Origin of the sequence: Nostoc sp. (assembly GCF_036916985.1) — a bacterium.
Classification (GTDB): Bacteria; Cyanobacteriota; Cyanobacteriia; order Cyanobacteriales; family Nostocaceae; genus Nostoc.
In genome coordinates this window covers 36,870-62,453 of record NZ_JBALFD010000041.1, presented here as the reverse complement: position 1 = coordinate 62,453, position 25,584 = coordinate 36,870, and the positions used below count along the sequence as shown (strand labels likewise).

The 25,584-nt window shown below is 40.8% G+C and carries 19 protein-coding genes; 11 read left to right on the top strand and 8 right to left on the bottom strand.

The window, feature by feature from the left end; genetic code table 11:
• Positions 1–258 precede the first annotated feature (258 nt).
• The 3 genes from V7L07_RS14770 to V7L07_RS14760 all read left to right on the top strand — a co-directional run bounded on the left by V7L07_RS14770 (position 259) and on the right by V7L07_RS14760 (position 1,724).
• Complete coding sequence (locus V7L07_RS14770; protein ID WP_335058973.1) at positions 259–438, top strand: hypothetical protein; 180 nt, start codon at positions 259–261, stop codon at positions 436–438.
• Positions 439–608: 170 nt separating this feature from the next.
• Positions 609–908, top strand: a complete 300-nt coding sequence (locus tag V7L07_RS14765) for an RNA recognition motif domain-containing protein (protein WP_335058971.1) — start codon at positions 609–611, stop codon at positions 906–908.
• A 312-nt stretch (positions 909–1,220) separates the two neighbouring features.
• Complete coding sequence (locus V7L07_RS14760; protein ID WP_335058969.1) at positions 1,221–1,724, top strand: hypothetical protein; 504 nt, start codon at positions 1,221–1,223, stop codon at positions 1,722–1,724.
• 253 nt (positions 1,725–1,977) lie between these two features.
• On the opposite strand, the gene V7L07_RS14755 is transcribed toward V7L07_RS14760, so the two are convergent.
• Positions 1,978–2,454, bottom strand: a complete 477-nt coding sequence (locus V7L07_RS14755; protein ID WP_335058967.1) for a PEP-CTERM sorting domain-containing protein — start codon at positions 2,452–2,454, stop codon at positions 1,978–1,980.
• A gap of 576 nt (positions 2,455–3,030) precedes the next feature.
• On the opposite strand from V7L07_RS14755, the gene V7L07_RS14750 reads away from it, so the two are divergent.
• Positions 3,031–4,938 (top strand): beta strand repeat-containing protein, encoded by a 1,908-nt coding sequence (locus tag V7L07_RS14750; protein ID WP_335058965.1) that lies wholly within the window; start codon positions 3,031–3,033, stop codon positions 4,936–4,938.
• Positions 4,939–5,263: 325 nt separating this feature from the next.
• On the opposite strand, the gene V7L07_RS14745 is transcribed toward V7L07_RS14750, so the two are convergent.
• The 3 genes from V7L07_RS14745 to V7L07_RS14735 all read right to left on the bottom strand — a co-directional run bounded on the left by V7L07_RS14745 (position 5,264) and on the right by V7L07_RS14735 (position 10,118).
• Complete coding sequence (locus V7L07_RS14745) at positions 5,264–6,229, bottom strand: acetamidase/formamidase family protein (RefSeq protein ID WP_335058963.1); 966 nt, start codon at positions 6,227–6,229, stop codon at positions 5,264–5,266.
• A 106-nt stretch (positions 6,230–6,335) separates the two neighbouring features.
• The gene (gene ptsP / locus V7L07_RS14740) at positions 6,336–8,855 is read right to left on the bottom strand and encodes a phosphoenolpyruvate--protein phosphotransferase (RefSeq protein ID WP_335058961.1); all 2,520 of its coding nucleotides are present in this window, start codon (positions 8,853–8,855) and stop codon (positions 6,336–6,338) included.
• A gap of 66 nt (positions 8,856–8,921) precedes the next feature.
• Positions 8,922–10,118: a hypothetical protein gene (locus tag V7L07_RS14735; protein ID WP_335058959.1), complete on the bottom strand. Its 1,197-nt coding sequence runs from the start codon at positions 10,116–10,118 to the stop codon at positions 8,922–8,924.
• Between the two features lie 773 nt (positions 10,119–10,891).
• Here V7L07_RS14735 and V7L07_RS14730 point away from each other — a divergent pair.
• The 4 genes from V7L07_RS14730 to V7L07_RS14715 all read left to right on the top strand — a co-directional run bounded on the left by V7L07_RS14730 (position 10,892) and on the right by V7L07_RS14715 (position 17,475).
• Positions 10,892–11,647, top strand: coding sequence for a PPC domain-containing protein (locus V7L07_RS14730; RefSeq protein WP_335058957.1), 756 nt, complete (start codon positions 10,892–10,894; stop codon positions 11,645–11,647).
• Positions 11,648–12,015: 368 nt separating this feature from the next.
• A complete protein-coding gene (locus V7L07_RS14725; protein WP_335058955.1) occupies positions 12,016–12,810 on the top strand; it encodes a peptidylprolyl isomerase in 795 nt (264 codons plus the stop codon).
• A gap of 30 nt (positions 12,811–12,840) precedes the next feature.
• On the top strand, positions 12,841–15,780 hold the full coding sequence (locus tag V7L07_RS14720; protein WP_335058953.1) for a peptidase domain-containing ABC transporter: 2,940 nt from the start codon (positions 12,841–12,843) through the stop codon (positions 15,778–15,780).
• Positions 15,781–15,972: 192 nt separating this feature from the next.
• A complete protein-coding gene (locus V7L07_RS14715) occupies positions 15,973–17,475 on the top strand; it encodes an HlyD family efflux transporter periplasmic adaptor subunit (RefSeq protein WP_335058951.1) in 1,503 nt (500 codons plus the stop codon).
• Between the two features lie 279 nt (positions 17,476–17,754).
• Here the strand turns inward: V7L07_RS14715 and V7L07_RS14710 are convergent, their stop codons facing one another.
• The 3 genes from V7L07_RS14710 to V7L07_RS14700 form a co-directional block, all read right to left on the bottom strand.
• Positions 17,755–18,813 (bottom strand): 3-deoxy-7-phosphoheptulonate synthase, encoded by a 1,059-nt coding sequence (locus V7L07_RS14710; protein WP_335058949.1) that lies wholly within the window; start codon positions 18,811–18,813, stop codon positions 17,755–17,757.
• A 201-nt stretch (positions 18,814–19,014) separates the two neighbouring features.
• Positions 19,015–20,673 carry an alpha-amylase family glycosyl hydrolase gene (locus V7L07_RS14705; protein WP_335058947.1) on the bottom strand — a complete coding sequence of 553 codons (1,659 nt, stop codon included), beginning with the start codon at positions 20,671–20,673 and terminating at the stop codon, positions 19,015–19,017.
• 344 nt (positions 20,674–21,017) lie between these two features.
• Positions 21,018–21,395 carry a DUF1823 family protein gene (locus tag V7L07_RS14700; RefSeq protein ID WP_335058945.1) on the bottom strand — a complete coding sequence of 126 codons (378 nt, stop codon included), beginning with the start codon at positions 21,393–21,395 and terminating at the stop codon, positions 21,018–21,020.
• Between the two features lie 195 nt (positions 21,396–21,590).
• Here V7L07_RS14700 and V7L07_RS14695 point away from each other — a divergent pair, with 195 nt between their 5' ends.
• The 3 genes from V7L07_RS14695 to V7L07_RS14685 all read left to right on the top strand — a co-directional run bounded on the left by V7L07_RS14695 (position 21,591) and on the right by V7L07_RS14685 (position 24,418).
• Entirely contained in the window at positions 21,591–21,893 is a 303-nt protein-coding gene (locus V7L07_RS14695) for an acylphosphatase (protein ID WP_335058943.1), read from the top strand.
• A gap of 109 nt (positions 21,894–22,002) precedes the next feature.
• Entirely contained in the window at positions 22,003–23,046 is a 1,044-nt protein-coding gene (gene speB / locus V7L07_RS14690; RefSeq protein WP_335058941.1) for an agmatinase SpeB, read from the top strand.
• 463 nt (positions 23,047–23,509) lie between these two features.
• The gene (locus V7L07_RS14685; protein ID WP_335058939.1) at positions 23,510–24,418 is read left to right on the top strand and encodes a peptidoglycan-binding protein; all 909 of its coding nucleotides are present in this window, start codon (positions 23,510–23,512) and stop codon (positions 24,416–24,418) included.
• 342 nt (positions 24,419–24,760) lie between these two features.
• On the opposite strand, the gene hemJ is transcribed toward V7L07_RS14685, so the two are convergent.
• A complete protein-coding gene (gene hemJ / locus V7L07_RS14680) occupies positions 24,761–25,342 on the bottom strand; it encodes a protoporphyrinogen oxidase HemJ (RefSeq protein ID WP_334779782.1) in 582 nt (193 codons plus the stop codon).
• Positions 25,343–25,584 lie beyond the last annotated feature (242 nt).

Genomic DNA, 25,584 nt, shown 5'->3' with positions numbered 1-25,584 from the left:
GTAGATAGATTTTTCCGATTTGATTTATGAAAAAACTCCGGACAAATTGAAAAAGCTGATTCCTGATTTCCTACTCCTTACTTAGCGCTCTTCTATGACTCTGAAGAGAGAATAATCCAAGCGATTAGAAATCACGGCTATACAAACTCTCGTCCGCCTGCGCGGACTAACGCCAAAATAGGGTTTCAAATTTAATCTGACGAGAATGAAGAGTGCTGAGTTCCGTTAGCGGTAGCGGGGCGTTTAGCCCGTGCTGAGATGAAAGACCGCCCACAAGGGGCGGGGTATCAACCTCCAAACGAATTGTTGATTCCGCTTAACATCGGGCGGGGCTTTTACCATAGTGCAAAAGTACTGAGTATTAAATCTTCTTTACTCAGCACTCAGCACTCAGCACTCAGTACTGAGTATGGTAAAAAAAGAGCATTAGGCAAATAACAAAATTGAATTGCAATAAGTATAGTGTTGCTGATGAACATAACTTTTTAATTTATGTTAAATTGTGCGTGGAAGATGAAATTCGGCTATGTAGTTTGTTTTTATATATACTTGTATTACAGACCTCTCCGGATCTAAATCTCTACACCCTTTGATTCTGGAGACATTTTATGTCAATTTACGTCGGTAATCTATCTTATGAGGTTAAAGAAGATGACCTCCGGCAAATCTTTGCAGAATACGGAACTGTCAAAAATGTTCAATTGCCTATCGATCGAGAAACAGGTCGGGTAAGAGGTTTTGGCTTTGTAGAATTGGAATCAGACACACAAGAACAAGCGGCGATTGATGCCCTTGATAATGCTGAATGGATGGGTCGAAACTTAAAAGTTAATAAAGCCAAGCCCAAGACTGATGGAGGTTCTTCTGGTGGTAGACGAGGTGGAGGAGGATACTCTCGACCCTATTAAGGTCTAAAACCAAGAGTTTAACTCTAAGGTCTTGAGGGCAGACAAGGCGTCTGCCTTTTTTTTGCTTCGGTTGACCGAAGAAAGACAGAGGGCTGGATAGCGCTACGTATTGCCTTCTCTTCGACAGGCTTCTCTTTCAGAGACGCTGACGCGAACGCTTAGAGCGAGTCCACGTACCCTTACAGGGAAGCAAGCTACGCCTTTAGCGTCTCGTAGAGAGCGTCGGTAGGAGGTTTTAGAAAATAATTCTGATGAAGCTATGCGTTAGCGTCGGCGATCGCAGGTATCGTTTTTGTAACAGGTGTAGCAACCATGAACCCAGAAGCTAAACATATTGTTAGCGAACTAAGGCATAAGTTCTACTCTAACTTTGCTGATGCTATGAATATGCCAGTGATTATAACTGGTACATCTTATAGTAGTAATTCACCGATCGCATCTTGGATGGATCATAGGCAAAAACTGAACTATCTAAATGTATACGCTTATACAGCACCCGATGAATTTGTCCCATTTCGCCCATTCATTCTTCGACTGGCTATTAACAAGAGTGCTGGTAGAGTGACGGTATTTAGAAAAGGACAAGTATGCCGGGGTCTAAATTTAGTGTGGGATTTCGAGTTAACTGTACTACCAAAAGAAATCTTAGACTTTCTTCCCTGGATAGTTAACTTAGTTGAGGCTCATGATAAAGGTTTGCCATTATTGCTAGAATCACCACCCCATTCATTTGAATTAAAAGTGTCAGAGGTCGGGTTATTTAATAACGCATGGACTCACAAGGCTTGGCTTGCGAATTCGACAATATCTTTATAGTAGGCTGTCAAGTTTCAATTGATCGGGTAAGCAAGTTTGTAATCTGACTTTTCCCCTTCCTATATCAGGAAGGGGACTATACCATTTCATGAAATACTTAATACAAATGATTTGTCTCTAACTCTTTTCCCCTGCTGCCTATCTGTATCAATCTTAAAGTGAAATGGTATTAGGGGGTTAGGTTTTTGTCCGCTTTTCTAATCATCACTGATTTTTACTTTTCTTAAATAATACTATCGTTCTCAACATAAGATTACATTAATTTATCATCATCTTTCGTGTTCTTTCTACATAGTAATAATGCAAATCCAGTTAATAGAAATAATCCTGGTAATGTATTAGGTTCATTTAGTAGTGTTGGTTCTGATGCTTGTGTTACATCAATGTCAAAAGATGGAGTGGAGTTAGTAAAGGTAAACCCATTTGAAACATTTATATTTTCTCTAAAACTTACAATACTAGTAGGTGTACTGTTAACAGTCTCAACTATAGAATTTGTTTCTGGAAAGTAGTTGTTTAGACCCGGCACTGCACCAAAATTGTTATAATTATCACTTGTAAGTAGTGTAAGGTAAACACCTGGTTGTGTGTTATCAGATATACCTTCACTGCCTGATAATGGTGAATTAGAGCCTAGATTATCACCAATGAGTGATACGGCTAATGTGGGTGTATTAGCCACTGAAAATGTAATGGCAACTAAGGCTATAGTAGCTAAACCTTTAAACAATAGGTTTTTTGGTATTGGAGTACTAGAGTGTTCTATACTATGCACTTGATTGATAACTAAGTAATTCTACATAAGTAGACTATCACAGCTATATTTTTTAATCAAAGTAAAATACTATTCTTTACCAGGTATTTACATACTCTTTACTTTAATCATTCATCTGTCTTTAGAAAGATTTTTCTTTGAACTTCTATATACACATTTGACATATTAATGACACAACACTGACATAGATGTAAATAAAATCTTAAAAAAAAAAGAACTGTTAGTTAATGAATTAATCTAATTGAATTCATCACAATTAAGTTAAACAATTAAGACTTAAATCTCAAAATGCTTTCAGTAGTTCACTCTCATGAACTTGGCTATTTGGGAAAGTGTTTTAACCCTTCCCCTTACCTTTAAGATGCACCCCAATCCGAAAAAGCATATTTTTAGGTTGGCAGACTAGTAGGGCGATCGCAGTTTTTCAAATTAACTTTGATCTCTCACTATCGGTGAACAGCAGAAAAATGGTTGCAGACTTATTATCTGATGTCAAATTTTATACGATTTTAAACAATTGGAGTAATCGTAATGTCTACATTTACCGTCACTAATACGAATAACAGTGGTACAGGATCGCTGCGGCAGGCAATTCTAGATGCCAATGCTCTTTCAGGAAAAGACATCATCAATTTTGGTGGACTGTTTACAGATGGGCTGGCTCATACGATCAATCTAACTGGTAGTGGTCTGAGTATCACAGATAACCTGACCATTGAAGGCACAAATCCGAGCAAACTAACTATTAAGGATGATACTGCTTCTCGTGTTTTTGACATTGCCAGTGGTGTAACATCTGCAATCAACGGGCTGACTATTACCAATAGCTACAATACTGTTGGAGGTGGGGGTGGAATTTCCAATGAAGGTGTCCTTACCTTAAGCAATAGCATCATCACTGGTAATACAGTATGTAATATAACAGACATCGAGGGAAATCTCGTCAACCAGGGTGGCGGTATTTATAACACTGGCAACCTTACAGTGAATAACAGTACAATTAGTGACAACACTGCAATTATTATATTGAATCACATTCAGTTTATCCAGAGCGAGGGTGGTGGTATTTACAACGCTGGCAATCTGACAGTGAATAACAGCACAATTAGTGGGAACACTGCAACTGATGGTTTTTTTATAGGCGTAGCATTTAGCGAGGGCGGTGGTATTTACAGTGCTGGCAATCTGACAGTGAACAACAGCACAATTAGTGACAATTCGGCATCAAATGGCAGTGGTGGCGGTATCGCAATCAACGTCTCTGGCGATAACAAAGCCTACAAATTAACCGTGAATCATAGCATCATTAGCGGCAACACCGCAGATTACAACGGTGGCGGCATTTACAACTATAGCAATGCCAACACCATAGTCACTGTGAATTCTAGTACCATTAATGGCAATTCTGTATATACTATTGGCGGTGGCATCTACACTTTTCTAGGTATATTCACACTGAACAATAGCATTATTAATTCCAATACCAGTAGAGATGCGGGCGGCATTTTTAGCCAAAGTGGTATTTTATCAGTAAGTAATAGCACTATTAGTAACAACACTGTATATGCTCCTGGTGGTTTCGACGGTTACGGCGGCGGTATTCGTAGCGTAGACACTATCATATCGGTAAATAACAGCACTATTAGTGGTAACACTGCACAAGACGGCGGCGGGATTTATAGTTTCTCCAGCGGCGGTGGCTCCGGAAGCTTCATCAGCGTTAATAATAGCACCATCAGTGGTAACACGGCAGTCGAAGGTGCTGGAATATATAACTACGCCTATGACTCTGGTGGCGGCGGCACTACTAGCGAAAACGATATCATATTGGTAAGTGGTAGCACTATTAATGACAATCACGCAACTACCGGAGGTGGTATCTACAATAATGGCACTCTATTGCTGAGTAACAGCACCATCAGCAATAACTATGCCAGCGATTATGGTGGCGGCATCTACAACTCTAGCTCTGACGGGGACGGTAGCGACAATAAATTTGGCATCGTTACCATAAATTATAGCAGTATAACTGGCAATACGGCACTTCTTGCCGGAGGTGGTATCTACAATAATGCTGATGACGGCGGCGACTATTCTCGCACTGTTACATACGATCAATTAGGCATCGTTACCGTGAGCCATAGCAGTATAACTGGCAATCAGGCACATTTAGGCGCTGGCATCTACAATGATGGCACTCTAACGGTGGACAACAGCATTATCAGACACAATAAAGCTTTCGGAATCGAACTCAGTTCTGGTAAATTCGAGTCTGGCAAGGGTGGCGGGATTTACAACACTAGTTATGGCTCTGCCACAATAGACTACAGCACCATCGCTTGTAACTTTGACACACCCGAAGAGGATTCAAATAAGTTTATTAAGCTTGATAATCTCGTAGGTAAATTCATCACCAAAGGTTCATTAGTGAGAATTTAGAACAAACAATATTATGTTTGTCAAATAGTAATTTCGTAATTATCTATGAAAGCTTAAAATAGTCCATTAGACGTAGGTTTTGGAATTTCTTGGTTGAGGCAAGCTTTCTTAAGCAGGGGGAGAAATGGAGGCTGGCGTTGAGTTTTGCCTCCCCTGCTTATCCGAGCAGTATTGAAATTTGGTGGGAGAGGAACACAGCTCTGGTACTGGGTACTGGGGACTGGGAAAAAGTTTTTTAAAATTTGGGGGGCTTTTATCCACCACCAAATTTTAAGGGTTTGCCACCCAATCCCTAATCCCCAGTCCCCAGTCCCTTTTACTTGATTTAGATAAAGTTTAGCTTAGAAAAAATTGATTTGGGTAGCATTCCATGTACACCTTTTTGGGGACTGTTTACAACTTGAGTAATGTGAAAATTCACAGCTAAACTACATAATATATAAGCATCTTCTGGCGGCAAATTTACGAAGCGTTCCAGAAAATCAATCATGTTTTTTAAAGCCAGTTCTAAGGCTTCATCTAAGGTTTGAGCAAAGCCCATTGTGATGATATGAGTTGGAGTTTCGGCAATTGGTGTTGTTAGTTGTAAATCCTTGCGAAGTTTCAGTGTGATTCTACCATTCATGGAAGTTTCAATGGCGGTGACATTTACTTCGCCGTCTCCTTGTGCCGAGTGTCCATCACCAATGGAAAATAATGCACCTGGTACAAAAACTGGCAAAAATAAACGAGAACCAGCTTGCAGTTCTCGATTGTCGATATTACCACCGTAAGAACCTGGTGGGATAGAAGTTCGAGAGGTTTCTGGAGTAGCGACACCAAGAATTCCAAAAAACGGTTTGAGGGGAATTTTTATGCCAGCACCTAATGGAAATTCAGCGATATTGTTTACCAAATCTAGAGGGATGAATCTCAAAGCAGGCTGAGGAAACTGATGTGGTAAAGCTCCCCAACCTGTACGAATGGCATTGAAGCCGACAGGTAAACGAGGTGCGATCGCATCTAATTGTACTTCTAAAACATCCCCTGGTTCGGCATCGCGCACATAAATCGGCCCTGTGAGTAAATGCGGCCCTCCAGCAATTTTTCGTTCCGGGAGAAGATTTTGGCAGATGTCGAGAAATTCTGGTGTGAGAAACTCAGGTGGTGCTTTGTCGTAAACATAGTAGCCAGTATAAGTTTCTACGTCAACTGTATCGCCAGAGTCAATAATGAGTGCTGGTTTTAGCAGATTAGAAAAACCACCTAAATGCACAGTTTCTTTTGAGGCTTTTAAAATGTAATGAGTCACGTCGCTTCGCTCCGAATTCAAAATTCAAAATTAAAAATTAATGATTCCCATAAATAAATTTAGTTGCTCTGTAAACGGACTTCGTATTTATGAAAAAAGTGAAGGTTTAAATGCGATTCTGGCCGATTTCCGTTGAGATTAGCTCTCTGACATGAGTTGCAGAATCTTGCTGTAATGCTGATGCCACGATCGCTTCACTTGCAACTATACTTAATCGAGCGATCGCCTGCTTCACTCCAGGTATACTTTGGGGATTGACGCTCAACTCATCCAGCCCTAAACCTAATAAAATTGGTGTTGCGAAAGTATCTGCTGCCAATTCTCCACATAATCCGACTGAAATCCCCGCTGTATGAGCAGCTTGAACAGTTTGCTGCACCATTCGTAATACTGCTGGATGTAGCGCATCAACTAAATTTGCCACGCGGGGATTAGTGCGATCGCTAGCCATGACGTACTGGCTCAGGTCGTTAGTACCTATACTAAAGAAGTCTACTTCCTTGGCTAACTGATCTGCGATCGCCACTGCCGAAGGTACTTCGATCATAATTCCTACTTTCATCGCGGCATCAAAGGCAATACCAGCTTGATTTAGTTCAGCCTGCACTTCAGCCAAAATTACCTTAGCTGCACGTACCTCCGTCACCGTCGCAATCATCGGCAACATGATTTTAATTTGGTGTCCGATGCTGGCTCTCAAAATTGCCCGTAACTGAGTTTTGAACAAATCTAGATGATCTAAACAGAAACGAATTCCCCGCCAGCCCAAAAAAGGATTAGCTTCTGGAAACCCGACTCTGAGATAGGGAAGTGGCTTATCACCACCGACATCGAGGGTACGAATAATTAGCGGACGATTATCTAAAACTTGAGCGATCGCCTGATATACTGCTAATTGTTCTTCTTCAGTCGGAGCGCTTGTCCGGTCTAAATAGAGAAACTCAGTGCGGAGTAGTCCCACACCTTCTGCACCGCTAGCTACAGCAACTTGGACATCATTTATACTACCAATATTGGCGAAGATGCTAATTTGCTTACCATCACGAGTAATTGCTGGTTGATGAGCTGTAGCTTGTGCTTCCTGTTGAGCAGCTTGCCAAGCTGACTGCTTTGCTGCCAGTAAATCTAGGATGTGTGATTCTGGTTCTACCCAAGCTCTGCCACTTTCGCCATCAAGGGCCATAAGTGTACCATCTGCTAAGTGCAACACCTGGGCATCTACTCCCAGAACTGCGGGAATACCCAATGTCCGGGCGATAATTGCACTGTGGGAAGTGGCGCTACCAGAAGTAGTACAAATACCCAATACCTTTGTCGGATCTAATCCAGCGGTATCTGAGGGAGTTAAATCAGTCGCCACTAAAATCGCTGGTTCCTGAAGATTCAGATTAGCGGGGGCATTACCAGATAGTAATCGCAGTACCCTTTGTCCCACATCTACAACATCGTCAACTCGCTCTTGCAGATAAGAATCCTCAAGTATGTGGTAAGAAGCTATTACTTCATCTACTACAGCTTGCCAAACGGCTTCAGCATTTATATGGTGTTCTAAAATGCGTTCTTTAGCCGCTTCCAACAACACTGGATCTTCTAAAAATAATAGTTGGGCGTCAAAAATGGCGGCTTCAGTATCACCAATTTGCAGAGATGCTTGTGAGAAAACTGCTTGAATTTCTTGTTGGGCGGTGTGGATTGCTGTTTGTAATCTTTGCCACTCTGCTTCCACATCTTCAACGTGGTGTTGCATAACAATAATATGAGTGGGTTGATAATGAACAACAGGTGCGATCGCTACTCCTGGAGAAGCTGCAATCCCCGAAAGTTCGCCGTGAGTGGTTGGGGTAACTTCATACTGAAATGCTGGTGGAGAATTCAAAGCAACACGATCTTCTCCAAAATTATTTGCGAATAATGCCTGTAATGCCTCCAGTGCCACATCTGCATCTGAGCCAGTGGCAGTAATCAGCAGTTCGTGTCCTTGACGCACTCCTAAAGTTGTAACTTGGTTGATACTGTCACCCCTAACTAGCTGAGTATTTCTCGTTAAATTTCCTACTAGAATTTGGGATTTAAACCGAGCTGCGGTTGCCACAAACTGCGCTGCGGGACGGGAGTGTAATCCTAAGCGATTGCTTACAATCAGCTGGATTTCTCGCGTTGGTGATTCTATATTGGTTGTTATTGGGGTGATAGCAGACAACGGACTACTAACTAAACCCAACTGAGTTGCTTTTGCTAAGAGTGCGCCGCGTGCTTCCGCCATAACTTGGTGAATATCTCCACCAGCCGCCGCCGCTACCACAGCAGCGATCGCACCTTCTACTAGCGGGGCTTCACACAAATACACTTTTTGCTGTTGTGCTTCTGGTAGAAACTCAATTGCCATTTCTGCACTTAGCAAAGCACTACCCAAATCCATTAATACCAAAACACCATCATCAGAAAATACAGAAGCGATCGCCTCATAAACCTGGATGGGATCTGTACCCAATGGATTTTCAGAATCTTCAATCCCTGCTGCAACAGCAATGGAAACTTGGCCCTGAACCATCTGCGCGGCGAGTTCCCGCACACCCAGAGCCAGTTGTTTACTGTGAGAAACGATAACAATTGTGATCGCGGCCACACCGTCAACCTTGTTGAGAGGTTTGCGTTTAGCTAGTTATCCCTTGCATTTTTCCGTACCGCTAAATTACAATTGCAACTGCCCGAAAATATTCCGGTCTTTCCAGCTAGAAATGCGAACAAAATAGCCTTCTTTTAGATCAATACCTGGTATCCACTCATAAACTCCATCGCTAGCAGTACGGGAAGAAATGTTTTGGATAAGTTTGTTCCCATCGTACAACTTAATCGAGACATCGCCATCAAAATTATCCCGCCACAATATTAAATAAGGCTGATCTTTCTTTGGAAGTACTTTCTTCACTGGCTGAGTAATCAAAATCTTTGGCGCGACCTGATTTTTGCTTTTCTTACGGAATCCCAGATAATGAGGTAGATGCCGGAAAGTAGGATTTTCTTGCAGATTAGACAATTGGGGAACAATAATGTTTCCCTGTTGGGAATTGAATAGATAAGTTGATCTGCCGCCATCAACGGTAATGATATCGCCTTTAACTCCTAATTTACGTAATAAATCAGCTGCTTCGTCCAGAGTTGCCTGGTTCACCGTCATAATCGCCAACAACTCGTCACCCTTAACACCATCTTTGTTGAGAGTACCGATGAGTTGATATTTATTCACTTGGTTTTGGGCTAATACTTTCGCCGGATGATCGCTGTATTGGTAAGTAACAATCGCATTCTTTACTGCTTTTTGGTTCAGAGGCGCACCACTAACCGGATTGTAATCGGTAATGTATGCATGCTGATTATCCCATACTAAGATTTTGAGGCGAATATTACTATAATATTTATCTTTTGGTTCCTTGATTGGGCCATAAGGGCTAGTGCCACCAGTGATGACAACACCATTGAGTTTGATCGGAAAGGATAATTGGGTACTAGATTGGTATTGCTCAAAAAAAGAACAATTAATCATGGAAAAAACGTTGTTTGCGTAAAGTTTCTTATATTCGTCTGTTACTTCAGAAAACAACTTATTTTGGAAAAAAGGGCTGTAATGTCCACCTTCCCCTTTATAATATTTGCCCTCATTTAGACCCATATCATCTACCTCTCCGGTAATTTGGTCTATGTGCATTTTGCGGAGATCGATAACTTGTAAATATGCTTCGTTACCATTGGTTAATTGTTTTTTATATAACGCAGCCCCATCTATAATCTGGAGAGGCTGATAAGAAGATAGAGGGTTGAAAGTTTGAGTAATCCAAAGGCTACTCAGAATCGGCAGCAAAAAAAGTAATAAATTGATTACAGCATTCATCGTCTCTTGACCGCAATTCCACAATAATTTGTCGTTACTACTTTAAGGCTAATGAGTTACGTAGACATAGCCCGTCGTAGACATCGTATCCACAAGACTTTAAGCAAAAAAAATGTAGGTTGGGGAGCCACTGCGTTGCGCGGGTTAAGAGCGTTGTAGCAAGTGGTGTTGGAGGCTTTGCCAAAGCCAACATCCTGATATATGTTGGGTTGCGCTCCGCTCCACCCAACCTACGTCTAGATACTTGCGGCAAGAATTTCCAGAATTAATAGACATCTCCAGAAATTAAATATGCGTCACCCATAACCCTTGTAGAGATGTAGCAGTGCTACGTCAAAACAATTCTTTTTCGGAGATGTCTATTGTTCTTTCGTTTCCATGCAGAGCATGAGAATAGCTAACTAGGGGCTAATGTTTCCAGTCAGACATTGAGTCAGCAGCCTACTAAATAATACTTTTTATGACTAAATCATACAAAGCCCTGAGAATTTTATTTCAAACACCTAACTATTGAAGTCTTTTTCATGCTGTGTTTCTTGAAACAACAGCTTATTTTATATCTATGGTTAAACAACAGGTGATGAACGCGGCAAGTACAAAAGGAAACAGCTAAGGCTTGAATGCAAAGAATAAAATTTTATTCTCTTGTTTGCATAAAACCCTCAGCCACTCCAGTTAAGTAAATGTCAGTTCAAATCTAAAGGTTTACACCTTTAAAGACCCCAAGATACCTGAATTTGACCAAAACACAATCAATATCTTAAGGACAAATAATGAGTACTCAATTTCTTGGTTCATTAGGTAGTTCTGTTCGTTCCTTCAATGGCTTCAATGTCAATGCAGGAGATCCCACAGATGTCTTTAGGTTCTCACTTGGCAGCACCAGAAACATCAACTTGTCTCTCAACAACATTACCGCTGGCGATGATGCTGATTTGACACTTTTTCGCGATGTTAACGGTAACGGTATACTAGATGCTACTGACCGAGCATTTGGATTTGTTGCTAATTCTCGTAAGGGAAGTAACGTTGATGACTCCATTAACCTTAGAGCTAACGCAGGTACTTATTTTGCCGAAGTACAGCGCTATGCTCCAGGTAGTAACGGTGCTGTTTTTTACGATTTAGACTTGTCTGCAACTACACCCACTTCGACATCTGATTACAGCAATCTTCTGCCGAAGGAATTTGTAGTTGGTAATCTGACAAGTGATGTTACCCGTTTTGGTAACATCAATAACAATAACACCGCAGATGTTTACAGCTTCTCTTTAGGACTTTTTAAAGGTGTAAATATTAGCTTGACTGGACTTAGCGCCGATGCTGATATCCGACTGATTCGGGACTCTAACAATAATCAGATTGTCGATCCTGGAGAAGAAGTTGCACGCTCTATTAGGGGTGGTAATACATCAGAATTGATTTCAAACATTACCCTATCTGGTAACTATTACTTGCAGGTCAATCAATACATTGGTAGTACTAACTACGCTGTGACTTTCGATCAGTTCAACACCCCCTTTGCTTAAGTTTAGGTATTGGCAGTGGTGATTAGAACTTGAAAGTATTGTACGGCAATGCTTTCAAGGGTATGCAAATGGTGCAAGCGGCAGAGAATCATACCTGAACTTTGCCGCTTTTATTCCACATTCTAGTTGAAGAAGAATTCAGAAGTCAGAATAAAGACGCGACGCTCGAATGTTTTTACTACTTCACCACCTCTTTTGCTTAAGTTTAAGCATCCGAAGTGGCGAGTAGTACTTGAAAGTATTGTACGGCAATGCTTTCAAGGATATGCAAATGATGCAAACGGTAGATAGTTAAAACTAAACTTACCGCTTCATGGCGAATATTATAGCTGCACTTGTCAAATATTTCAACACAATAGTATTCAATTATGACGACAGCTTTAAAAATAGGCGATGTTTACGAAGGGCAAAGTTGCAGCACCCCTTTGCCTACAGAAATTATTCCCTTTTTGGCTAGTTACAACCTGATTCCGCAATTGTTGTCTCAGAGTATTATCGAATCTGCGATCGCACCCATCATCTGCACAAGGGCAGAAATATCTCATGCACTAGAGCAATTTTATCAGCATTGGGATTTGACAACCCAGCAAAAAATCCAAGATTGGTGCTTACGTTACGGTTTTAATCAAGAACAATTAGAACTTTTTGCAACTCGCAAGCTCAGAGTAGAAAAGTTCAAACAAGCAACTTGGGGACATCAACTAGAATCTTATTTTCTCAAATACAAAAGACATTTTGATAAAGTTATTTATTCTTTGATTCGCACTGAACATCGAGGAACGGCTAACGAATTATTCTTCCGCATTAACGAAGGAGAACAGTCATTTCCTGAACTGGCACGTGAATATTCGCAAGGGCCAGAAGCTAATACAAATGGCATCGTCGGCCCAGTGGAACTTGGGGCTATCAACCCCAATTTCGCTCAGTTACTTTCCACAAGTCAAGAGGGTGTAGTCCAAGCACCTGTAGCTTTTGGTGACTCTTGGATAATTGTACGTGTGGAAAAGTTTATCGCTGCTCAGTTGGACGATTTTATGCGCCAACGATTGCTGCAAGAAAATTTTGAAAAGTGGTTTCAACAGCAACTTAGTCAACTCTCACCAGAAGAAAAAATCTGGATGGGAATCAATAGCAAACCATCACAAGTGGAAGAAGCTGCATAGAGTCAAGAGCGAATAAAACAGAGAAATTAAATGACAAATACAACGGTTGATATTCAAGATTTTCTTGCTGATTTATTTCCTTTTAGTTATCTGCCACCAAATGTTTTAGAAAATTTGCTCAACAATGTGCAATTCTTCCGCTATCGCATCGGTCAGGTAATAGTAGCACGGGAAGCTATGCCTGATAAAATTAGTATTATTTACCAAGGACAAGCACGTTTATTAAGTTATAATTCCCAAACGCCAAATCCGGCGACACTGAAGTTACTCTCATCAGGAGAGGTTTTGGGTTGGGTCAGTCATGTACGGGGTATTGCGTGTGAAACTGCGATCGCTTCTACTGAAGTTATCACCCTCAATCTACCCATTGCTAGTTTTCTGGCGTTACTCAAGCAGGAAGAGAGTTTTGTCCAAGCGTTGCAAAATAAAATTACCCTTTTAGAAGTCTACGAATTACTCACCGAAGAACTCAGCCGTCGCGCGGATGGGAGCAAGAATTTAATTAAGCTTGCCCAGACTGCAACTGAAGCTGCTATCATTCAAACAATCCCTGCACACAAAGCTTTTCAACAGCAGTTAGACTCAGAGTTTTTGTGGTTAGTCAGCAGTAATTTTGATTCTGAGTTCCCGGTAGGGAGTCGCTTAGATTTAGATGATATTAATCCCAAACTGAAATTTAATACAAATATGCGTCTGGTGGGATTACCCAAGTCAATATTTGCAGATAATCTCGCCCCCACACCAAAAACATTTTTACCTGCTGAGATTCCCTACGCCTCAGAAATTATTGTCACAGAAGAACCAGTAACTAAAGGTAAACAAAAGAAGTATCCTTATATCCGGGGTAGAGGGCCGCTAGATGCTTCCCTCGCTTGCTTCCAAATGTTGAGCCAATACTTTAATATTCCCTTGCGCCGAGATACACTGCAACGGGTGTTGACAAAGCAGCAGGAACTTAAGGGCGTTATATCTCTGCAATTTTGCGCCGCCGCTGCCGAGTTGATGGGTTTGACAACACAGCTGGTAAAAGTTCCCGCCACCGCAGTTGGCCACTTGCAACTACCAGTAATGATTGCTTGGCAAGATAGTTTTGCCATCATTTATAAAAATAGCAATCAAGAGTTACTAATTGCTGTTCCAGAGATGGGACTATTGCGCTACAAATTAAGAGACTTTGCAGAAAACTGGGGGGCTGAAGGAGAAGTCCTACTGTTACAAACCACTAAAAACACTCCCCAGGCAAGGTTTAGTTTAAATTGGTTTATACCCTCACTACGACGCTACCGCAAAGTATTAATTGAAGTCCTAATTGCTTCTATTGTTATTCAACTATTTGGGCTGGTAAATCCTCTTGCCACACAGGTAATTATTGACAAAGTATTGGTTGGCAACAGTCCTGATACTTTGGAAGTTTTCGGCATCTTTTTGGTGGTAGTCGCAATCATTGAAGCAGTACTAACCACTGTCCGCACTCATTTGTTTACAGATACTACTAACCGAATTGACCTCGCCCTTGGTTCTGAGGTGATTAATCACCTGTTGCGTCTGCCTTTATCTTATTTTGAACGCCGTCCTGTAGGGGAATTGGCGACACGAATTCACGAATTAGAAAACATCCGTTCTTTCTTGACTGGTACAGCTCTCACTGTGGTGATGGATGCGGTATTTTCTGTAGTCTACATTGTGGTGATGGCGATTTATAGCCCAGTGTTGACATTAGTTGCTTTGGCAACAGTACCACTGTTTGGCTTGCTTAACTTGATGGTATCCCCTTTGATGCGCCGACAATTGCAAGAGAAAGCAGAATGTAATGCCGAGACGCAATCTTATCTCGTGGAAGTGATGGGGGGAATCCAGACAGTCAAGGCGCAAAATTTAGAAATGCGATCGCGCTGGCAATGGCAAGAACGCTATGCTCGTTATATTAGCGCTGGTTTCAAAACAGTCTCTACTCAAACTACCGCTAGTTCTATTAGCAATTTTCTCAACAAATTTTCCAGTATGTTAGTGCTGTGGGTGGGAGCTTTTCTCGTCCTCAATCAGCAACTTACTTTAGGACAACTTATCGCTTTCCGCATCCTTGCTGGTTATGTCACCAGTCCCTTATTGCGCCTGATGCAACTTTGGCAGAACTTCCAAGAAACTGCTCTATCTCTGCAACGCCTGGCTGATATTTTAGACGCTCCCCAAGAAACAGAAATCGGCAACTCTCAAAATATCCTCATGCCCAGTATTCAAGGTCATGTCCGCTTTGAAAATCTCAGTTTCAGTTTCCGCGAAAATGGGCCGATGCAACTATGTAATATTAATTTAGATTTTCCTGCTGGCTGCTTTATCGGAATTGTTGGTCAAAGTGGTTCTGGTAAGAGTACACTACTAAAATTATTACCCCGACTTTACGAACCCAAGTCCGGCAAAATCTTGATTGATAGCTACGACATCAATAAAGTTGAACTCTATTCCTTACGCCGTCAAATTGGTATGGTATTACAAGATACTCTCCTCTTTGATGGAACAGTCCGCGAAAATATTGCCTTAGGGTATCCTGATGCTACCGATGAGGAAATTATTGCAGCTGCCAAAATAGCTTATGCCCACGACTTTATTATGTCTTTACCCAGTGGCTATAACACTCGTGTGGGTGAGCGAGGTTCAGGATTGTCTGGGGGACAACGCCAACGAGTAGCGATCGCTCGTACAGTCCTGCAAAATCCGCAATTACTGATCCTTGATGAAGCTACTAGTGCCCTAGATTACAATGCTGAAGGTCAAGTCTGCCGCAACTTGGCGACAGCTTTTCAAGGTAAAACAGTATTTTTCATTACCCACCGCCTCAGCACAATTCGTCATGCTGATGTCATTTTGATGATGGATCAAGGTGCTGTAGTAGAACAGGGTACTCATGAAGAATTGATGGCGCTCAAAGGTTATTACTACTGTCTATATCAGCAACAAGAAACACAAATTTAATGCTCAGTGCTGAATCAAGAGTGCTGAGTTCCGAGTGCTGAGTAAAACATATCACTTATTTACCCAGAACTGTTTTGCCCAACGCCCTTCAGGAGTGCTGGGTGCTGAGTAAAGAAGTGAGATTCCCCACTCAGCACTCGGAACTCGGAACTCGGAACTGTTTTGCCCAATGCCCAATTCCCCACTTAAATTATGAATATTCAATACAAATTCGATCAACCAGTACTTTTACAACAGACTCCTGGTTGGTCACGAGCGATCGCCTGGACTATTGTTGGAGTTAGCACCTTTACAGTAATTTGGGCCTCTGTGTTCCAAATTGAAGAATCAATTCATGCTACTGGCAAGTTAGAACCGCAGGGTGCGGTGAAAGAAGTTCAGGCTCCGGTTAATGGTGTTGTCAAGGAGCTTCTAATCAAAGATGGCCAGCAAGTCAAAAAAGGTGAAACACTTATTAGTCTCGAAAAAAGTACTTCTGAGGCAGAGGTAATTTCATTAAAGCAAAGTCGGGCTGCTCAGTTGCTTTCCAAAAAGGCGCTAGAACAAGAAAATGACTTCTATCGCCGTCAGCTTCAAGGGCAAATATCATTACAAGAAGTAGCACAGCAAGCGGCTCTGTTGAAAATTAAACCAGAACTAGCCTTGTTGACCAAAAGTCGAGCTGCCATTGTTGCCGAAAACCAATTGTACCGGACACAGTTAAATGGTGCGACTCCTGGAAGTACTCTCACAACAGAGCAACAGTTACGCTTGCAAAATCGCCAAATAGAATTAAAATCGCGTTTAGCCACAGCTAGTTTAGAAACGGGACAGACGCAACAGCAATTTTTTCAGACTCAAGCGCAGTTAGCTAGTGCAAAAGAGTTACTGGAAATTAATCAAAAAATCCTCCACAAGTTTGAACCTCTAGCGCAGCAGGGGGCTATCTCCGAGGTACAATACTTAAAACAACAGCAAGATGTCAGCAGTAAACAAGCTGAAGTGATTCGGTTGAATCGGGAACAGCAGCGATTACAATTAGCGATCGCTCAGTCAAATGAAAAGCTTCGCAATACTGCGGCAGTGTCTCAAGAAGAATTACTAGGCAAAATTACAGATAACGACAAAAACATTGCTGGAATTGACAGCCAATTAACCAAGGTAATTGTAGATAATCAAAAACGCATCTATGAAATTAATAGTCAGATTGGAGAGTTTGATAGTAAGTTGGTTCAAGCACAACAAACCCTGAGATATCAGAAAATTATTGCACCCGTAGATGGAACTGTCTTTGAACTCAAAGCCAAAACAGCAGGATTTGTAGTTAATGCCAGCGAACCGCTCTTAAAACTCGTTCCTAGTGATAACTTAGTTGCAAAAGTATACATCACCAACCGCGACATCGGCTTTGTCAAAGAAGGGCAAAAAGTAGATGTGAGAATTGATTCCTTTCCCTTCCAAGAGTATGGTGATATCAAAGGCGAACTAATTGAGATTGGCTCTGATGCCCTACCTCCAGACCAAGTTTATAATTTCTGGCGTTTTTCAGCAAAAGTCCGCCTAAATGGGCAGAAGTTACTGATTAATCAGCGTCAAATTCCATTACAATCAGGAATGTCTATTAATGCTAATGTGAAATTACGTAAGCGCACCATTATGAGTATCTTCACTGATTTCTTAGTGGAGAAAACTGAAAGCTTAAAGTCCCTCCGCTAAACAAAGGGTGTTAAGGTTGCGACCAGAGAGAGCAGGAGTTTACAGCTATTTTCAGGTAAATAAACCACGCGGTAGGGGCATAGTAATGCTCATTGGTGTCAACTTAAGGCGAAATGGGCGGTTAGAAACCGCGTCTACACAAACAAAAGCTACCGATCCTGGGTTTCAAAACTTTGATTTGACCTTAGTCCGCGGAGGCGGACTTTGCCTGTGTAGCCGCGAATTCCATTCGCTAAGGCTTAAGTTGACTGAGAAATCTCCCCCTATCCCCTACCTCCTTCAATTAAGTTTTTCGTGAGCAGCTAAAATAATTTCTTCGGTTTCTTCCCAGCCAATACATTTGTCAGTTACAGAAACACCATATTTTAATTCTTCTTGTTTACCGGTAATTGGTTGGCCGCCTTCATACAAATGTGATTCCAACATCATGCCAACAATTGATGTATTCCCATCCACTATTTGCTGAATAATATTTTCTAACACAGCACCTTGTAATTTATAGTCTTTATTGCTATTGCCGTGGCTACAGTCGATCACAATTCTTGGTGGTAAATTCGCCTGTTTTAATTTCTCTTCTACTAGTTTGACATTTGCTGGATCAAAATTGGGTTGACTACCACCCCTTAAAATTACATGGCCGTAGCTATTACCTTTAGTTTGAAAGACACTAACCTGTCCGTTTTGATTAATTCCCAGAAAATTATGCGGATTTCCAGCTGATTGTAGGGCATTCAAAGCTACTTGAATATTACCGTCAGTACCGTTTTTAAACCCTACAGGCATCGAAAGCCCACTTGCCATTTCGCGGTGGGTTTGTGATTCGGTCGTCCGCGCTCCAATGGCAGACCATGTAATCAGTTCACTAATATATTGAGGTATAATTGGATCTAGTGCTTCTGTGCCAGTAGGTAATCCCAACTCTGTAATTTTTAATAATAGATCCCGTGCAATTAATAAACCATTCTCTACATGAAAAGAATCATCCATATCTGGATCGTTAATTAATCCTTTCCAGCCTACGGTTGTTCTTGGTTTCTCAAAGTAAACTCGCATAATTAATAGCAGTTTATCTTGAACCCGCTCGGATAATATTTTCAACCTCTCGGAATATTCAAGCGCTGCTTTCGGGTCGTGGATAGAGCATGGGCCAACTACTATAAATTTTCGGCGATCTTGAAAATCCAGAATATCTTTTATTTCCTGCCTATATCCTAAAACTCTTTGTTCGGCTAATTGTGTTAAAGGTAATTTTGATTTAATTTCATTGGGAGTTAATAAAATGCGATCGTTCTCAATGTTAGCGTTATCGATATTGCTATTAAATAACTTGTTGTGCATGGGTATGCTCTGGCCATTCTATATACGCACTTCAACTCAAAAGTGTAACACAAACCTCTGAAATTTTAAAACAGCTTATTTTTAACTTGACAAATTTGTAATTAGACTGTAGGCAAATTAAAATAATAACTAAAAAAGGGGAAATATCTTTCCCCCTTTTATTTTGCTATTAGACTACTGACCCAGTGGTAGTGTATATCATTACTGCCATACAAACACTTTAGCTTCGTATGGGCCTAAGTCTATGATGATACCATCATCACCAGCTTCGACATCATAATTACCTGTCCACTCGTGCCATGTACCAGCACTTGGAAAGTTAGGAACATGATAGCCAGCTAGGAAGTTTTCTGAGAAATTTGCTATGACGACTACACGAGAACCTTCATCATTCCAACGAGTATAAGCTAATACTTTTGCCTCGGCATTTTCGTGGATAAAATCAATATTTTCTGTGTAAAGAGCGTGATTACTTTTACGCAGGTTGGTTAGACCTTTGTATGATTCAAATAAACTCCGATTTAAATCATTCCCTAACAGTGTCCAATCGATTTTCGATGATTCGGGTTGTTTAGGTTTATACTCACCAAATTCCTCTCCCATCCAAATCAGAGGTACGCCCACAGCAGTCATTAGGATGGCTACTCCTAATTTAGCCCGTCTAAAGGCTTCTTCGTCAAAAATCTCACGGTTCCCTAATTCAACCATGATATGGTTATGGTCGTGGTTGGTGAGGTAATTTACTACATTAGTAGCACCCAAGAAGCCTTGGCGCTTGCAGTCAATGACATCTTTTAGACGCTCTAAATCAAATGTATCACCGCAGATATGTTCTAGAATGCAATGATAAAAACTATCATGCCAGCAACCATCCATTGGCCCATCGACATTGGTAATGCTGGTAGTTTCAGGAATGTATTCAGCAACATTATAAAAAGGCTTCGCGCCAGCAGTTTTTTTGGCCTCCTGAACAATCCAGTGCATGAAATCGTAGTTAGCAATTTGCCGCGCCGCATCATAGCGAATACCATCCAGGTGATACTCTTTAATCCAAAAACGGATTGTCTCACCAATAAATTTCCAGGCTGGCTTAATATCTAATTTTTCATCATAATGTTCGTAATTAAACTCAGGCCCCCAATTATTATCAGGGTCACGAGGTTCGTGATGATACCAATAATCGTGGTCAATTTGTGTTAATGGTGCAGATGCTTCTGAGTGGTTATAAATTCCGTCAAGAATTACACGAATACCTTTAGCATGACACTCATCAATCAAATTTTTCAACTCAGCAGTCGAACCATAACTTGATTCTGTTGCGAAAAAGTGACGTGGGTTATAACCCCAACTATAATCACCAGGATATTCTTTAAGTGGCATCAACTCAAGAGCGTTGATTCCTAGTTCACACAAATAATCTAACTTTTCAACGACATGTTTATACTTACCTCGTGCATAAGGATCATCCTCACCACCAGAAAAATCACCAACGTGTAATTCATAAATTACTAATTCGTGGTCAGCAGGTAAAGGCTTATCATCATGTTGCCAAATGTATGTATCGGTAATCCTTTCGCCATCTTTGATGTGGATAACACCATCATCTTTTCCACTTAGTTCATCTATATCAGTTGCACAGGGATCAGTGACATCAACCCATTGTTCTGGTTCAAAAAACCATGAATTTGACTGAACACGGAATTTATATTTATAAACGCCATCTTCTAGTTCAACACTTGTGCGGAAATAGCCATCATCACCTCTTTCCATTGGAATTTCTTGCCAATCAGAAAAAGAACCAATTAATGCGGCTCCTTTGTTATAAGGTGCAAATAAATTAAATTCAATTGGCTTTGCCATAGAAGTATTTGTAATATCAAGAGTTGATATAAATATTCTCTGACGATCAATTGACTTTGCAAATCGCTCTAGAGAAATAATTAGATCGCGAGCGCTTCTATCTTCAGGAAGAATTACCAAATGCTTTATAAAAGTTAATTATATTTCTTTTGTTTTTGGCTTTTTTAGCATTTATTAATTGACTAATAGACAGATTTACTATATTGTAAATTTTGCCTATACAACTAATATTTTCAAATACTATTAAATACAACCGCAATAAAGCAATAGCTTTTTATTAAATTCTAATTCAGCAAATATTCAGTAAAATTAGAATATTTTTTGCCAAATATCTCCCGGTCCAATTACTCTATTTTGCCGTGAGTTTTTTGCAGATAACTTAATAACCAATTCGCTGCTGTTGCTCTGCGAGTTTGCCGAGGCCCAAATTCACCAATTTTGTAACCTTTGAAACCCAATTTTTGTTTGAGTATTTGTTTGTTTTCAGTAGGAATGGAACGAGTCAATTTAACTGTTGCAGGGCGAGATTCAATGAAATCTGGTGGTTGTGGATACTCATTCTGCCATTCTGGTGCAACTTGGCTAGTGTCCCATTGTGCAATTGAAGAATCAAAGCGATAGCCTAAATAATGCCATAGCAATTCGTTAACTGTTGCATCATCAAGTTTCTCGTCAAGAATTGCCCAAATTGTTTCTGTATTGAGTGGTGGCAGGTTAGACATAAGCAACTAAAAATTCTAAATTGAAAAACAAACTACTGATTAAATTACAGCAATTTTATGGACAACTGTTAGTAATCTTGTCGTAATCACCTGACAGATTTTCTACAGTTTAGCGATCGCACACGTAACAGGGACATTTATATATTGTGTATACACAAACTAAGTAGACTGGAAATGTAAAGATTAGACCAGTCTATGCAGAATTCCACAGCACTGCCAAAGATCATCCGCGCTCATGTATTCATTACTGGACGAGTCCAAGGTGTGGGCTATCGCTACGCCACTGTGGATACAGCTAGCCAGTTGGGATTAACTGGTTGGGTGCGAAATCTCACTGATAATCGAGTAGAGGCCGTTTTTGAAGGGGCGCGAGAGGTTGTAGATGATATGATTCGCTGGTGTCACTCTGGCCCACCTGCTGCTGTAGTCAAAGATGTTGTGGTTGAGTATGAAGTACCGGAAGGGTTGCGGGGATTTGAAGTTAAGCGAGTTAGGTGAACTGAGTTAACAGCTAACCATAGTTTACCGCCTGTGGAAAATTTTGATTAAAATGCAGATGTCCACTTGGCGGCGTGCTGTCTATCTACATAAATCCAGAAGATATCCAATGAGTAATCAATTAAAAGACTACAATCCCAGCGGCGTAGGTGAAATAAATGGCAACCTCTTAGGTTTACCCTGCGATTATGAGTCTGCAAACTTGATTGTCTTTGGTGTGCCTTGGGAAGTCACTGTTTCATACGGTGCTGGTACTGCTAATGGCCCACAGCGAATTCTAGATGCTTCGACTCAACTGGATTTGTTCGATTTTGATAACCCTGATGGTTGGAAGCAAGGAATTTTCATGGTGGAAATTCCCCAGGATATTTTAGAGAAGAATACATACTACCGCACCTTGGCAGCAAAAATTATTGAGCGATTAGCCCAAGGGAAGTCACTCTCTGATACGCCAGATTTAATACCTGTCTTGACAGAAATTAATCAGGCTGGCCAACAGGTTAATCAATGGCTGTTTGAAAATTGTCAAGAAGCAATTAGTAATGGTAAGCAAGTTGCAGTCATTGGTGGAGATCATAGTTCGCCTTTAGGTTATTTCCAAGCATTAGCCGCTAACTACGCCAACTATGGCATTTTACATATTGATGCCCACGCAGATTTACGCGATGCTTATGAGGGATTTGAGTTTTCTCATGCATCTATTATGTTTAATGCGATGAAAATACCGCAAATTTCCAAGCTGGTGCAGGTGGGTTTGCGTGATATTAGTCATGATGAAGTGCAAATGATTGACCAATCTAGCGATCGCATTATCGCTTATTACGACCCAGCTATCAAGCAAAAGCTTTACTCTGGAAAAACTTGGATTGATTTATGCCGAGAAATTATCAGTCATTTACCTGAGTATGTTTACATTAGCTTTGATGTCGATGGTTTAGATCCAAAACTCTGCCCAAGTACAGGTACTCCGGTTCCAGGTGGATTAGAATTAGAGCAAACTTTTTGTCTGTTCCGGGAATTGGTCAATAGTGGGAGAAAAATTATTGGCTTTGATATCTGCGAAGTCGGTGATGCGGAGTGGGATGGTAATGTTGGAGCGCGGATAGTTTACAAGCTGGCAAATTTGATGGATTTATCTCAGCGGAAGATTTGAAGAAGAATTCTGTTCGATCATCAAATTAAACCTAACTCTTGTAGGGTGGGCATCTTGCCCGCCCAATTGATGCAATTTCAATATGGAATAGCTTAGAGTTTTAAGGTAATAATGTTTGAATTTGTTTTCGCCCACAATTGGGTTTGGTTTTAAACCAATATTCATGATCAAATTTATTTTACAGCTATTTTCAGGTAAATAGACCACACGGTAGGGGCACAGCATTGCTCATTGGTGTCAACTTAAACCTGGCGAATAGAATTTGCGACACACTGCGTATAGCTTGCTTCTCCGCAGGAGTACGCGGCTACACTGGCATTGTCCGCCTCCGCGGACTAATGTTAAATCATAAAGTAATATAAAAATTTTAGCAGAGAATTTTGGTCAAGAGTATAATTTCAGACATCATTAATGATTGTCGTGATGTTTATACTTACCCATAAGTAGATCAAACAGGTGCAATATGAAACTACAAGATTTTTTGGGAAAAGATGATAAATGGGGATTCGAGGCGATCGCTGAAGATGCAGACTTATCTCGTCAGATTCAGCTATTGTTAATCGGTTTAGGTTTGCTAGAACCTCCAGCCGATGGGAAGTTTGGCCCTGTTTCTGTGATAGCTATCAAAAAGTTTCAAGAATTAACAAAGACTGGAGAGAGTGGCTTTTTAGGAGCAGTCACAGCCAAAGAACTGATTGAAACTAAACTAGACGATCTTCCTAAACCCCCCTTAAAACTTGGTAATGACATTGCCAGCAGGATTGTAAAATACTTGCAATCTAAAGGTTATCAGGTATTCACCAATCCCAAAGAATACAACATTGTTTATGTAGAGGGTATAAATGGAGACTGGACTCTCAACAATGATGCACCCAATGAATTTAACGACCGGCGGATTGTCATTGAAGTCGTAAATGGTGTTCCCAAAATCGTAGATCACTGGGAAGCCACTACAGAACCAGGTAAGTACTACACTGATAATCCGATGAATCCTAAAGGAGCAGCTAGGATTCAGTTTGGGCAATACAAAGCTTGGGCTGTTGGTACTCACGGCACAGCAGAGCCTCACGAAGCATTAGTGCAAGTTGGAGATATCACTGTCTGTAGAGATTTGAACAAGGATTTTAAACGGACTGGCGACAAGCTTGATATAGGTGATAATTTTTACGTAAATCAACACTACGGCTTTGATTTTCCCCGGAGTGATATTCGTCGTGCGAGTGCGGGTTGTTTAGTCGGACGTACTCGTGAGGGACATAGAGAGTTTATGGCGATTATTAAACAAGACCGTCGTTATGTCGCTAATGGCAAATATACTTTCTACACTAGCGTGATTCCTGGGGATGATTTACTGAAAACGTTTCCAGGATAGAAATAATGGGTAATTGGTAGCGGTTTTTGTTGTGATGCAATTTGTGTTCTGGGTACACAACTGTCATAGGTGTCAACTTAAGCTAAAACCCTTTTCAAATCTCGTTTCTAGCCTCTGGCTGGAAATGCAACTCAAAAGCGGCTCTGCCGCCAGTAAGAGAGGCGGAGCCTCAACGACGAGCATTCCCAGTCGGAGACTGGGAACGAGGCAAAATCAAATTAAGGATTTGAAACCCAGAATCGGTAGCTTTTGTTTGTATAGACGCGGTTTATAACCGCCCGTTTCCCGTTAAGTTGACACGTATGCACAACTGTGCACCTCTACTGTGAGAAGTAATTTTGTCTAACCTTGTTCTTGTGGTTGCCCTATTTGTGCCGTCAGTTTCTCTTTATCTTGCCTGCGTTTTTTGGCGTAAAGTTGAATAGTGACTGCCATCAAAATAATCATGGCGAAAATAGCCCAGGCAGCGATATCTGTAGGGAGATTATTTTTAAACACTGCCAGCAGGACGATCGCTACTAACATAACTGTAGGTGCTTCATTTAAAGCACGTAATTGCTGACCACTCCAACGACATTCATTTACTGCCAATTTCCTCATCAGCCGAGCGCAGTAATGATGATAGCCAATTAAAATAGCCACAAACAGCAGTTTGATGTGCAACCAACCCTCTTTTAAAACATCTGGTTCAGTGCTTACTAAACCGATAGCCATTGCGATCGTCACATACATTCCTGGGTTAGTGATGATATAGTAAAGGCGCTTTTCCATAATTTGATACTGATTTTTCAGTATCGTTTGTGCTGGTTCTGGTTCAAGGTTCGCTTCAACGTGATATATAAAAAGACGTACTAAGTAAAACAAACCAGCAAACCAAACTACAAATCCGACAATATGAAATGCTTTAAACCAGGAATAAGCCATGAATCATAATCTCCTTTACTTGCGGTTGCAATCCATTTTTAATGGTAATAAAAAGTAGTCAGGAGCCAAAATTCAGAATATTCCACGCGTTAAAGGATGGAATTTTAACAAGAAATAACATTTTAATTCTGCTATTTAACCTTTTATTTAGTGGACTAAAGTGATAATTTTGCATCCTCCACTAATTGATTCTGAATTCTGACTCCTGAATTCTGACATTCATTTTTATAATATCGATTTTT